This window comes from Pelagibacterium sp. (assembly GCF_035555455.1).
Classification (GTDB): Bacteria; Pseudomonadota; Alphaproteobacteria; order Rhizobiales; family Devosiaceae; genus Pelagibacterium.
On record NZ_DATMGM010000066.1, the window covers coordinates 98,969 to 111,616 of the forward strand.

Here is a 12,648-nt window from a genome sequence, read left to right on the forward strand (position 1 = left end):
AGGGTGGCAGCGCGCCAGTCGAAGCCGAAACCGATACAGGAGGAACATCGTTATGCTTTTCAGACTTACACGTCGCGCGGCCCTGCTGGGTTCACTCGCGCTCGCTGCCGTAACGGCTGTGCCGGCCGTGGCGCAGCAGCCGGTGGAATTGCGGTTCTCGGCGGTCTTTTCCGAGCAGGACATCCGTTCGCAGATGATGCAGCAATTCGCCGACCAGATTGGCGATGAATTCAACTATCAGGGCTATTATGGCGCCACCTTGTTCCGTCAGGGAACAGAACTGGTCGCCATGCAGCGCGGCAACCTCGAAATGGGGAATATCGCGCCGCAGGATATCGCCGAACAGCTTCCGGAATGGTCGATCCTGACTTCGGCCTATCTGTTCCGTGATGCCGATCACCTGCTGACGTTCTTTAACAGCGAAGCTGGGGACGAAATGAAGCAGATGGTCGAGGACCGTCTGGGCATCAAGGTACTGGGCCCCACCTATTTCGGCGCACGTCACGTTGGCATGCGTCCCGAAAAGCGGATCGAAACGCCGGCGGACATGGCTGGTATTCGTCTGCGTATGCCGGGTGGGGATGCCTGGCAGTTCCTTGGCGAAGCACTTGGGGCGAATCCGACGCCGGTGGCCTATGCCGAAGTCTATACAGCTCTCCAGACCGGCGCGATCGACGCGCAGGACAACCCGCTCCCCAACGTGCAGAACATGAAGTTCTATGAAGTGATGTCGCAGGTTGTGCTGACCTCGCACCTTGTGGGCTTCGACGTGTTGGCCATTTCTCTCAATACATGGAACAGCCTGACGCCGGAGCAGCAGGAAAAGGTACAGGCCGCCGCCGACGAGGCGATTGCGTGGAGTACTGAAGCGCATCAGCAGGGCGAGGCCGATCTGGTGGCCTATTTCGAGGAACAGGGCCTCGACGTCTATGAGCCGGATCTCGATGCTTTCCGCAGCTATGCGCAGGAAATGTACCTCAATTCGAGCCTTGCCGAAAGCTGGCCCGAAGGAATGGTCGATACCATCAACGCGCTCTAGGTCTGCGTGAAACAGTTCTGGGGTGGCCGGCTCTTTCCTGCCGCCCCAATCTGTTTTGCAAAGCATCGCCATCAAAAGCGAAGGTAAGACAATGCACAAGCTGGCCTTGATCGGGCGCTGGCTCTACCGCCGTGCGGAAAATATCAATGCCCTGATGCTGGGAGTCATGCTGGCCGCCTTCTTGATTCAGGTGGTATTTCGCTACTTCTTTCGCTGGCCAACCGGCTGGTCGTCGGAACTGACGGTCATCATGTGGCTGTGGATGGTGCTCTGGGGCGCCGCCTTTGTCGTCACCGAGGACGAAGAAATCCGGTTCGATCTGCTGTACGGCTCGGTCCGTAGCGGTGTCCGAAGGGCGATGACCATCGTCAGCGCCATCGCGCTTATCGGAATCTATCTGTACTCGCTGCCAGCGGCATACGACTACGTCACCTTCATGAAAATCCAGTCGACGTCCTATCTCAAGATCCGGTTCGACATCCTCTATTCCATCTACATCATCTTCTCGGTCGCCGTGATCTGCCGCTACGTCTGGCTTCTGATCGAAGCCATCCGGGGGCGCGCCGAGCGCAAGAACGATGATCTCACCACCGGTAGCCCCCTATGAGCTTCACCGATCCGTTTACGATCTGCATCGTCACCCTGGTCGGGTTGAGCCTTATCGGGTTGCCGATCGGGCACTCGATGATCGCCGCTTCGATCGTCTATCTCTGGCTTGCTGGCCTCGACATGGGCACGGCGGCTGAACAACTGCTCAACAGCATGTTCACCAGCTACACCATGCTGGCGGTGCCGCTGTTTATTCTGGCCGCCGAATTCATGAATTCGGGCTCCATGACCACGCGTATCCTGCACTTTGCCAACGCGCTGGTCGGACGTTTCCGGGGGGGATTGGCTCAGGTCAACGTGTTGCAGAGCCTGCTGTTTGCCGGGATGTCCGGGTCGGCGCTGGCCGATGCGGCCGGCATGGGCAAGATGATGACCCGCCTGATGACCCAGGACGGAAAATACCCCAAAAGCTTTGCTGCAGCCCTCACGGCGGTGACATCAGTGGTTGCGCCGATCCTGCCGCCTTCGATCCCGATGGTGATCTACGCGCTGGTCTCCAACGCCTCGATCGGCTTCCTGTTTCTGGCGGGGATTCTACCAGGACTGCTGATTTCCTTCGTGCAGATGGTCCTCGTTGCCTGGATGGCGCGGCGTAACAATTACCCGGTGGAAGCGCCTGTTCCGCTCAAGAAACTGCCGGGCATCACGATCCGGGCGTTCCCGGCGCTGATGTTGCCCGTGGTGCTGATCGTCGGGCTGCGGGGCGGGGTGATGACGCCGACCGAAGCGGCGGCGGTAGCCGCCGGATATGCGCTGTTCGTCTCGGTGGTGATCTATCGCGATATCAAGTGGAAGGAATTCTACTTTTCCCTGCAATCGGCGGCTCGCACCACGACCTCGATCGGGATGCTGATCGCTGCGGCACTGGTGTTCAACTATGTCGTCACCATCGAAAATATTCCCAACGCGGTCAGCAGCTTCCTGCTGCAGTACGACCTCAACCCCGTCACCTTTCTCATCATGGTCAACCTCATTCTGCTGCTGCTTGGTGCGGTGCTGGAAGGGTCGACCATCATCCTGATCTTCGTGCCCGTTCTGGTGCCGACAGCTCAGGCGCTGGGCGTTGATATGGTCCATTTCGGCGTGGTCGTGGTGTTCAACACGATGATCGGGCTGGTGACGCCACCTTATGGCCTGCTGCTGTTCGTCGTGCAGCGCATAACGGGTGCAACCATGGGGTCTATCCTCAAGGACACCATGCCGTTTCTCATTGGCCTGCTGGGGTCGCTGGCTGCCGTCACTTTCATTCCCGACCTCGTGCTGTTTGTGCCGCGCCTGTTCGGATACACAGGATAAGCCCAGGAATATCTCATGACTAAACCGATCTATGTCCTTAATGGACCTAACTTAAATCGCCTCGGGCTGCGCGAGCCGGACCTGTATGGTTCGACCACTTTGAAAGAAGTTGAGCAGCTCTGCCGCGACGCGGCGGGAGACCGGGCGGTCGAATTTCGCCAGACCAACAGCGAGGAACGCCTCATTGACTGGGTGCATGAGGCGATCGACGAGGCAGCCGGGATCATCATCAATCCGGCGGCCTTCACCTTCACCTCGCTGGCGCTGTTCGATGCACTGCGGATGTTTCCCGGTCCGATCTTCGAGCTGCACATCACCAATGTGCACAAGCGCGAGCCGGTCTATCATCACTCCCATGTCTCGCGGGTGGCGACGGCGGTGATGGCCGGACTGGGCGCTGAAGGCTATGGCGTTGCCACGACCGCCATGTGCGCCCGCAAGGATTTGCTGGATTGATGGCGGTTGGGACGCTGACCCTGGCCGAGGCGCAAGCCATTGCAAACGCAGTGGTTTCTGCCGCCAGTGAGCAAGGGTTTGCGCTGGCGGCGGCCATTGTCGACACCGGCGGCTGGCCGCACATGCAAATCCGCATGGATGGGGCGTTCCCCGCTGCGGTGGACGCGGCACTGGCCAAGGCCCGGACGGCGGCGCTCTATCGCCGCCCGTCCTCGAACTTTTCCCGCCGGGTGAAAGAGGGAATGCCCCTCGCATATCTGCCCCATGTGGTGCCGCTGGGCGGGGGCGTACTGCTCGAACGGGATGGCGTGATGGTCGGGGCGCTGGGCCTCAGCGGTGCGCTGGAGGACAGTGAAACCGCCCTGGCTGAGGCGATCGCGGCGGCATTCTCCCGTTCCGAAATCGGGCTGTAACCGCCCCCGCCGCATGGCCGGTGCGGCAAGATATTTATCATACACATAGACTTTCGTCTGATGTTTCTTGGCTATTGCCCGGGTTTTTCGCTGCTCCGCGCGGCGAAATGTTCGGAATGTTGGCTGGCAAGATGGCGGATAATGGGTGGAGTTAGCCCTGGATTGGCTCGTATTCGTCGGTCGTGCGGCGCTGAACACAGCCGTCGCGAGCGACGAATTTCCTATGCCGTTTTTAAGAACGATCGGGATTAAATAAAAACAACATACGAAATTGAAAATCTCAGATTAAACCTTGCGTGACTGATTTCTCCATGTCATCAATTGCGGGGCTCGGGAGGAGGCCCGGCGCGACAAGCGCCGATCGGGCGACAGCCTTCCGAGGCCGCTTTGAGGATTTTGGAGGACGAAACACCATGACCAAGCTGATCGCGCGCCTTGCTGGCGCCGCTACGCTCTGCGCCGCATTGACGGCCTTGCCGGCGCTGGCCCAGGAGCCGGAGCAGTACACGACATTCGAGAAATACGGCGTCTGCGGCAGCATCGACGACACGTGCTACAATCCGTGGAACAACCGGACCGAAGGTGAGGAAGCGCCCTGGAAGGTGCTGATCTATTATTACGTGGCACCGGGCGTGAACCCGCACGCCAATGTCGAGGCCGGAGTGGAAGCGCTGACGGCGCTGTTCGAGGGCGAGGGCTACGAGGTTACCGCGTCGAACGATCCGGCCACTTTCGAGAACGGCCGCAATCTCAGCTCGATGGATGCTGTCGTGTTCTTTTCGACCGGGCGTGAGGCCCTGACTGACCTCGGCAAGCACCAGCTTCAGATCTATATCCGTGGCGGCGGCGGCTTTGCCGGTATCCACAACGCCTTTGGCACCAGCTACAGCTGGACCTGGTATGAGGGCCTGCTCGGCGGCCAGTTGTTCAACCACGGCCCCCGCCAGGAAGCGGCAATCCAGGTGCAGTCGCCCAACGATCCTTCGGTGGCACATCTGACCGATGGCACGACCTTCATCGAGGAAGAGTGGTACAACATCTACCCCGATCCCCGTAAACTCACCGACATGAACATCCTGCTCACCGTGGACGAAGCCACGATGACGGCGGGGCAGTCGAGCACCCATCCGGGCATGGGCGAGGGGCACCCGGTGTCATGGTGCCACTATTACGATGGTGGCCGCGCGTGGATGACGGTGCTCGGGCACAGCCACGATATCCTCGAAGACGACAACTTCCTCCAGCACGTGCTGGGCGGCGTGAACGGCATCATGGGCAAGGACGATTTCTGCGTCCAGTAAGCCGCTTGCCGCCTGAAGGAGCGCCCCATCAACCGGGGCGCTCATCTCTCCCAAACTATCGATAGAGCATGGAGACGACAATGAGCTCGCCAGACCTCATCGTGCGCAGAAGCCGCATTGGAACGGTTTGCGGAAGCCTGCTGATTGCCCTTGCTACCATGGCAGCGACCAGCGTACAGGCGCAAACGTACGAACTGCATGGCGGCGGCATCAGCCAGGAGCAGATCGAGCGCGGGCAGGGCGCCTTTATGGCCAACTGCGCGGGCTGCCATGGCGACGACCTGCGCAGCATCGATTCCAACGCGCCCGACCTGCGCGGCCCGACCTTCAAATATGGCTGGGCCGACGCCCCGCTTTCGGAAAAGTTCGACAAGATCGTGACCACCATGCCGCCGGGCATGGGTGGCTCGCTCAGCGACCAGACCTATGCCGACATCGTGGCGTTCATCCTGTCCGTCAACGGCGTTGAGCCGTCCGGCGAGGACCTGCCCGGCGATGCCGGAGCCCTCGAAACCTATGTGGTTGCCGAGCCCTGACTTCCCTTTCCCAAAACCTAGATATCTCATGAGGAGGACAATGTGAGACTATCCAGACTTGGCATCAGCCTGATCGCCGCCGGCACCCTGCTGGTTGCCGTTCCGGCGCTGGCAGAGGTCACCGATTTTACCCCGGTGACCGATGCGGACATTCTCAATCCGGCCCCGGAAGACTGGCTGCAATGGCGCGCCGGTGTCGACAGCTGGGGCTATTCCCCCCTGTCGGAAATCACCGCCGACAATGTGGGCGAGCTTGAATATGTGTGGGGCTGGGCCATGGAGCCGGGCGAGCAGGAAACCGCCCCGATCGTGCGCGATGGCATCATGTATGTCGCCAATCCCGGCGGTATCGTACAGGCGCTCAATGCGGCCACGGGCGATCTGATCTGGGAATATCGCCGACAAATGCCCGAAGGCTTCCGCGCGGGTCGCCTGACCCGTGGCATCTCCATTTATGGCGACAAGATCTATTTCCCCAGCCCGGACGCGGTGCTGGTGGCCATCAATGCCCGGACCGGGCAGGTCGAGTGGGAATCGGTGGTCGCCGATCACGCCGACCGCAAGTCGCTGACCGCCGCGCCGCTGATTGCCGATGGCAAGGTGATCGTCGGCTTTCAGGGCTGCAACCGGTTCTCGGAAGAAAAATGCGCAGTGGTCGCCTATGACGCCGAAAGCGGCGAGGAAATGTGGCGCACCATCACCATCGAGCGTCCCGGCGAGACGGAGAACGACACCTGGGAAGACATCCCGTTTGTCCTGCGGGGCGGCGGCGATATCTGGACCACCGCGTCCTATGATGCGGACGCCAACCTCGTCTATATCGGCGTTTCGCAGGCAAAACCCTGGTCGCGGGTGAGCCGGGCCAATGATGGCGACGGGCTTTATACCACGTCGACGCTGGCCCTCGATCCGAGCACCGGCGAAATCCAGTGGCATCGCCAGTATATCCCCGGCGAAACCAACGATATGGACGAATCCTTCGAGCATATCCTTGTCGATATCGATGGCGAGCCCGCCTACGTGAACATGGGCAAGCTGGGCATCCTGTGGCGCGGCAATCGCGAGACCGGCGAATCGCTGCCTGCGTTCGATATCGGGTTGCAGGACCAGATCGACCTCAATGCCGATGGCACCTTTGCCGCCTATCGCGAAGGCAAGATCGGCGAGGTCGGGGTGCCGATGACCACGTGCCCCAGCTCGACCGGGTTCAGAAGCTGGCGCGCCATGGCGTTCAGCCCCGAAACCCGCGCGGTTTACGTGCCGCTGTCGATCAACTGCGACGACGGGGTGATCTACACCGAAGTCGAGATGGTCGAAGGCGGCGGCGGCAATGGCCGCTCGGCCACCAACCGCATCTTCCACCCGGACGATCCGGACAATCTGGGCCGCGTGCTGGCCATGGATGTCGATACCGGCGAAACGCTCTGGGAGTTCCCGATGCGCACCCCGGCCAACACCGCAACGCTGACCACAGCGGGCGGCGTGGTGTTTGCGGGCGACTGGGATCGCAACTTCTATGCGTTTGACGCCGCCAATGGCGATGTGCTGTGGAACACCCGCCTGCCGCAGGCCGCGCAGGGGTATCCGATCAGCTATGAGGCCGATGGCCGCCAGTATGTCGCGGTGCCGGTGGGCGTTGGTGGCGCCAGCTGGTCAACCAGCGTGCCCCAGGACCTTGCCCCCGAGGTGAAGCGTCCGAGCAGCGGCAACGCCATGATGGTGTTCGCCGTCAAGCAGAACTGAGTGTGGGGGCCGGGGGAAACCTCCGGCCCCGTTTTCATCAGGGCAGAGGAACGCTGAGGGATGGGCATGACGATCGGTTTAAGGCTGCGCCAGCTTGTGGCCGCTTGCATGGTGTTCAGTCTTTCTACCGCCGCCATGGGGCAGGTGCCCTTCGTGCCGCCGGAATTTTACAATGCCATCCGCCCCGATTTCGGCAACCGGCTGCCGCTGTGCCTGTTGCCCGACAGCACCACGGCCCGGCAGGATCGACAGGCGGCTCAGGACATTGCCAGTCTGCTGCTGCTCGAACCCGATGTGGTCGAGATCACCGCCGATATGGAGATGCTCGACGAGACCGGCATCTGGCCGTTTATCTTCGAGGAATTGGCGCAATCGTGCATGGGGGTGTTGGGCGTCCAGATCATTGCCGGCGAAATGCTGCCCGACTGGCTGACCATCTCGCGCCCGTATTTCGAAGCGCCCTACGTGCTGTTGTCGGCCGATCCCTCGATCAGGGCGCTTGCGGACCTTGCGCCGGGCAGCCGGTTGGGCGTGCCGCTCTATACCCCCATCGACACCGAGGTGATGGTGGCCATCAACGCCGGAACGCTCGATGGCGTGCGGCGGCTGCCCTATGATCGGCCCGAACTGATGGCGTCCCTGATGCGTTCGGGCGAGCTGGACGCGGCCATCGTCTGGGAACCGCACCTCGATCTGGACCGCTTGCAGCCGCTCGATTTTTTCGCCTTCGAGGGGAATGTGGAACCGCTGCGCGTCACCACTCGCGCCGTGGCGGTGCTGTTGCGGACCCAGGACGAGATGCTGCGCACCATGATCGACGAGGCAATCGCCGCGCTGGAGACGCAAGCGCCATAGCGCGAGCGTGGATGATCCCCGTCAAATGGCCCCAAAACAGCACCACGGCCCGGCTGTGCAGCGTGAACGTGCATGAAGCCCACAGGTTTTGTGCAGGTTTATGCGGCGCTTAGCGGCAACTCTCCTTTGGTAGTCGGTGAAAACGATACTGGAGGAGATTTTGATGAGACTGGGTCTTTTGAGGGCCGTGTCCGCGATCGCGCTGGGGACGCTGGCAGTGCCTGCGGTGGTGGCCCAAGACGCCGGGCAAGACGGCGGATTGGCCAGCGCGCAAGAGAGCGCCGGGCGTGGCGCGCCGGTTCTGGAAATGGAGTTCCAGCTGGTGGGGGCCGGTGGCCCTTATGGCGGCAGCGGCAATGCGGACACTCCGCCGGTGCTGTCCGCGCGCGACGGTGCGGTGCCCGATGGGCAGGACTTGCTCGAAGTTGATATTTTCAACTCGACCGACTTTTATGCCGACCGTGAGCTGTGGACCGATCAGCGCTATTTCCGCTGCAACAGCTCGATCGGGCTGGAATCGGTGTGGGCGGCCTATCCGGGTTCCGTCGATCTCTCCGGCGACAATTTCCCCGAAACCGCGCCCTGGGGCCATTGCGACCGCGATTATCCCCGCGAATCCATCGTCAGCCCCTATGCGTTCGATACCGCCCAGGAGCATTACGAGGCCCTGATGGCCGAGGCCGAAGCGCGCGGCGGACCGACCCAGTATTCGCAGCAGACCATGCCGGAATGGTCGGGAATCTATAGGCGGTCGAACGCGGCAATGCCGCCGTGGCAGTATGGGCACATCACCCAGATGCCGACTTTCCTGTCGCTGCTGACCGAGGAATACCAGACGCGCTTTGTGCAGCAGGCCTACCATGGCGCGGCCAGCAATGCCGCACAATGGCCGGCTTCCTATTGCTGGCCTGAAGGGTTTGGGCGGTATTTCTCCGGCCCCGGCATTCAGACCTTCCACACCTATTTTACGCCTGAAAGCGTGCTGTTCCTGGGTGGAAATGCTGACAACTTCGTCCGCGAGGTCAAACTCAACCGCGAGTTTAATTTCGAGGGCGCATTGCCGCGTCTGGGGGACGACGTTCCGCGCTGGTATGGCGAAACGGTCGGCTTCTGGGACGAAGACGTCTTGGTGACCTGGACGTCCAACATCCAGGCCTGGACCACCCACGCCGCCTTCGAGCATTCGGGGCAGTTGCAGACCATCGAGACCTATACGGCCCGGTATGACGAGGACGGCGAATTCGTCGGGCTGATCTGGGAAACCACCTGGTACGACCCCGAAGCGCTGGTCGAACCGGTACGCATCATGTTCAATCTCGATTACAACCGGGCGCTGAACGAGGGCGATCCGCATGTGTTCATCGAATGCAACCCAACCATCTTCACCGTGAACGGCCGCGCCGAACCGCTGACACCGAATGCCACGTTTGAATATTCGGTGCCCGATTGGTTCGGACGCCCCTGGGCACAGATCTGGGAGCGCCATTTCGAAGACGGCATGAGCGGAACCACCCTTGGCGGCGGTGCCCTGTTCGGCTTCTGACCCAACAAGACAACGAGGGCGGCACCAGGCTGCCCTCGATAGCTAATCCATGGCCCGTCTGGAGACCCCAGGCGGGCTTTTCCGTGCGCGCTGCGGACCATTCGACGCGCGGCGACAACATGCTTAAAAATAAAGGGAAAAAGTGGTGCTGCTGGACAGGATTGAACTGTCGGCCTCTCCCTTACCAAGGGAGTGCTCTACCACTGAGCTACAGCAGCGTTGGCGCGGGGCAGAGGGACTGCCTGCGTGCGGGCCGTTACTGCCACAGCCCATCTGTGGACGCAAGGGCAAAAAGCTGGCAGGTGTGGAGAGACGTTAACCTGCCCCAGGCCAAGCCCATGTCCAAGCCCGATCGCGATCAAAGATTGGCCGCAAAGCTCAAGGAAAATCTGCGCCGTCGCAAGGCCCAGGCCAAGGCGCGCGCTACTCCGCAGCCGACGCCAGCCGAGCGCGAGACCGGCGAGGGGGACACGAAAGAAGACCCGCAATCCCGGGCTTAGGGCTAAATTTAGCGGGTTTTGGGGTTCGTGGGGCGGGCAGACGAAGCGCTCCCGGTTCCAAGCCCCAAAAAGGCCGCAGGGCCTTGCCACTGAATTGCTGTGCGAAACCGGATTGCGCTTGCGTATGGTTTCGCTTCCAACGCGTCGCAGTTTCTGCGGGCCTCGTTTTCCCAAAGGGTTGGGGGAGCATTTCTTGCAGCCACATCCCGGCTGCGTTACCAGAGCCAACGCTTTCCGCGTCGCCCGGGTCGGGGTGATTCGCGGCCTTTTTCTGTCCAAGGAGCAGCCATATGGACCGTATCCGTCTCGTGGGTGGCAATCAGCTCAATGGCGAGATTCCCATTTCGGGAGCCAAGAACGCGGCGCTGCCGCTGATGATTGCCTCGCTGCTGACCGAAGAACCGCTGGTTCTCGTCAACGTTCCGCGCCTGGCGGACGTCAAGCAGGTCGAGCGCATTCTCGAAAACCACGGCGTCGATATCGCGGTGCATGGACGTCGGCGCGGCGATGACGACATGGGCGGCCAGCGCATCACCTTCACTGCATCCGACATCGTCGATACGACCGCTCCCTATGAGCTGGTCTCGACCATGCGCGCCAGCTTCTGGGTCATCGGGCCGCTGCTCGCCCGCGAAGGCCATGCAAAGGTTTCGCTGCCCGGCGGCTGCGCCATCGGTACGCGTCCCGTGGATTTCTACCTCGATGGATTGCGGGCGCTCGGCGCAGAAATCGACATCGATGGCGGTTATGTCGTGGCGCGCGCCCCCGGCGGGCGGCTCAAGGGCACGACCGTGACCTTCCCCAAGACGTCTGTGGGCGCGACCCACGTGGTGATGATGGCGGCGACGCTGGCCGACGGCACCACCATCATCGAGAACGCGGCGCGCGAACCCGAAGTGGTCGACCTCGCCAATTGCCTCGTCGCCATGGGTGCAAAGATCTCCGGCATCGGAACCGAACGGCTGGTGATCGAGGGCGTGGACAAGCTAGGTGGCGCGATCCACGAAGTGCTGCCCGACCGTATCGAGACGGGAACCTATGCCTTTGCCGCCGCCATGACCGGGGGCGAGGTGTTCTTGCGCAATGCGCGCCCGGACCTGTTGCAGGCGCCGCTCGACGTGCTGGCCCGCAGCGGTGTCGATGTGACACCCAAAGAGGGCGGCATCACCATCGCCCGCAATGGCAACGGCATCCTGCCCGTCGATATCGAGACCGATCCTTTCCCGGGGTTCCCCACCGATCTGCAAGCCCAGTTCATGGCGCTGATGACGCGCTCGCAGGGGGTTTCCACGATCAAGGAAACCATTTTCGAGAACCGGTTCATGCATGTGGCGGAACTCGCCCGTTTTGGAGCCAAGATCGCCGTGGACGGGCAGGTGGCGACGGTCACCGGTGTGCCTGAACTCAAAGGGGCGCAGGTGATGGCAACCGATCTGCGCGCTTCGGTGTCGCTGGTCATCGCTGGGCTGGCCGCCAAGGGCGAAACCGTGGTCAACCGCATCTATCACCTGGATCGCGGCTTTGAGCGGCTCGAAGACAAGCTCTCGCGCTGCGGTGCGGAAATCGAGCGCATTCCGGGGTAGGTGGTTCTATTTCCCCGGAGCGTGAGCGGCGCGGACGATTGAACGCTGGCGCTGGCGTGTACTGGATCCCGGATCAAGTCCGGGATGACAGGGGGGACAGGAGCCATAGGGCCGGATCACGCCCACCGGAGTCATCCCGGGCGAAGACCCGGGATTCAGTATGCGCGAGCGTTTAGATGGAGACTCGGCGCTCCGGACGTGGAGGTGCGCAGCCTTTCATCCTCGCGGGCGCTTGCGAATGTAGCAGGCTCGGGCGCCCCTCATCCGACCGCTTTGCGGCCACCTTCTCCCTCAAGGGGAGAAGGAAGGGGGCTCGTTTGGTGGGGGCTAGGGAAAAAACGCTGGCGCTGCCGGTTACTGGATCCCGGATCAAGTCCGGGATGACGGCAGTGGGAGAGGGGACGCGCTGGACAGGGAGGCCTCCCGCAGTGAGTTCGGGGTTAGCGGCTCACGGACCGACCGATTTTAACCAAAATTCCTAGCACAACGCCGAAAACGACCGCTACTAAGCCTTGGTCAATCGCCTCGCCCGATGATGCAGACCCCAGATAACGCGATGCCATTGCCGCTCTTGATTCAGCATCATCAATGCTGGCTACGAAGAAGCCGATGCCGACCCTAAGAGTGCCTAAAATCAGCGCCAGCCAAGCTATTAACGAACCCAATCGCAGAAACATGCCCCCTCCCCCCCCCACGCATAATAGTCATGGGACGATAGCTGCTTGCTACTTCGGAGTCATCCCGGGCGAAGACCCGGGATCCAGTATGCTCGGG

Annotated in this window: 13 protein-coding genes and 1 tRNA gene; 12 read left to right on the forward strand and 2 right to left on the reverse strand. The window is 61.6% G+C overall.

The features are described from left to right. Positions 1–52 precede the first annotated feature (52 nt). The 10 genes from dctP (at position 53) to VNS12_RS13255 (ending at position 9,791) form a co-directional block, all read left to right on the forward strand. On the forward strand, positions 53–1,039 hold the full coding sequence (gene dctP, locus VNS12_RS13210) for a TRAP transporter substrate-binding protein DctP (protein ID WP_325488310.1): 987 nt from the start codon (positions 53–55) through the stop codon (positions 1,037–1,039). Positions 1,040–1,130: 91 nt separating this feature from the next. Then, positions 1,131–1,646 carry a TRAP transporter small permease gene (locus tag VNS12_RS13215; RefSeq protein WP_325488311.1) on the forward strand — a complete coding sequence of 172 codons (516 nt, stop codon included), beginning with the start codon at positions 1,131–1,133 and terminating at the stop codon, positions 1,644–1,646. Then, positions 1,643–2,944: a TRAP transporter large permease gene (locus VNS12_RS13220; RefSeq protein ID WP_325488312.1), complete on the forward strand. Its 1,302-nt coding sequence runs from the start codon at positions 1,643–1,645 to the stop codon at positions 2,942–2,944. The genes VNS12_RS13215 and VNS12_RS13220 overlap by 4 nt, the downstream gene beginning before the upstream one ends. 15 nt (positions 2,945–2,959) lie before the next feature. After that, on the forward strand, positions 2,960–3,400 hold the full coding sequence (locus tag VNS12_RS13225) for a type II 3-dehydroquinate dehydratase (protein ID WP_325488313.1): 441 nt from the start codon (positions 2,960–2,962) through the stop codon (positions 3,398–3,400). Further along, positions 3,400–3,813 (forward strand): GlcG/HbpS family heme-binding protein, encoded by a 414-nt coding sequence (locus VNS12_RS13230; protein WP_325488314.1) that lies wholly within the window; start codon positions 3,400–3,402, stop codon positions 3,811–3,813. Before VNS12_RS13225 ends, VNS12_RS13230 begins: the two co-directional genes overlap by 1 nt. 413 nt (positions 3,814–4,226) lie before the next feature. Next, entirely contained in the window at positions 4,227–5,114 is an 888-nt protein-coding gene (locus tag VNS12_RS13235; RefSeq protein ID WP_325488315.1) for a ThuA domain-containing protein, read from the forward strand. A gap of 80 nt (positions 5,115–5,194) precedes the next feature. Continuing rightward, positions 5,195–5,650, forward strand: a complete 456-nt coding sequence (locus VNS12_RS13240) for a cytochrome c (RefSeq protein WP_325488316.1) — start codon at positions 5,195–5,197, stop codon at positions 5,648–5,650. 42 nt (positions 5,651–5,692) lie between these two features. After that, positions 5,693–7,393, forward strand: a complete 1,701-nt coding sequence (locus VNS12_RS13245; protein ID WP_325488317.1) for a pyrroloquinoline quinone-dependent dehydrogenase — start codon at positions 5,693–5,695, stop codon at positions 7,391–7,393. Between the two features lie 66 nt (positions 7,394–7,459). Continuing rightward, positions 7,460–8,248 (forward strand): hypothetical protein, encoded by a 789-nt coding sequence (locus VNS12_RS13250; RefSeq protein ID WP_325488318.1) that lies wholly within the window; start codon positions 7,460–7,462, stop codon positions 8,246–8,248. Between the two features lie 163 nt (positions 8,249–8,411). After that, the gene (locus VNS12_RS13255; protein ID WP_325488319.1) at positions 8,412–9,791 is read left to right on the forward strand and encodes a hypothetical protein; all 1,380 of its coding nucleotides are present in this window, start codon (positions 8,412–8,414) and stop codon (positions 9,789–9,791) included. A 143-nt stretch (positions 9,792–9,934) separates the two neighbouring features. On the opposite strand, the gene VNS12_RS13260 is transcribed toward VNS12_RS13255, so the two are convergent. Beyond that, positions 9,935–10,009 (reverse strand) — tRNA-Thr (locus tag VNS12_RS13260). Between the two features lie 120 nt (positions 10,010–10,129). Here VNS12_RS13260 and VNS12_RS13265 point away from each other — a divergent pair. Both VNS12_RS13265 and murA read left to right on the forward strand, forming a co-directional pair. Further along, positions 10,130–10,291, forward strand: coding sequence for a hypothetical protein (locus tag VNS12_RS13265; RefSeq protein ID WP_325488320.1), 162 nt, complete (start codon positions 10,130–10,132; stop codon positions 10,289–10,291). Between the two features lie 290 nt (positions 10,292–10,581). Beyond that, positions 10,582–11,874 carry a UDP-N-acetylglucosamine 1-carboxyvinyltransferase gene (murA, locus tag VNS12_RS13270; protein WP_325488321.1) on the forward strand — a complete coding sequence of 431 codons (1,293 nt, stop codon included), beginning with the start codon at positions 10,582–10,584 and terminating at the stop codon, positions 11,872–11,874. Positions 11,875–12,314: 440 nt separating this feature from the next. Here the strand turns inward: murA and VNS12_RS13275 are convergent, their stop codons facing one another. Continuing rightward, on the reverse strand, positions 12,315–12,551 hold the full coding sequence (locus VNS12_RS13275) for a hypothetical protein (RefSeq protein WP_325488322.1): 237 nt from the start codon (positions 12,549–12,551) through the stop codon (positions 12,315–12,317). Positions 12,552–12,648 lie beyond the last annotated feature (97 nt).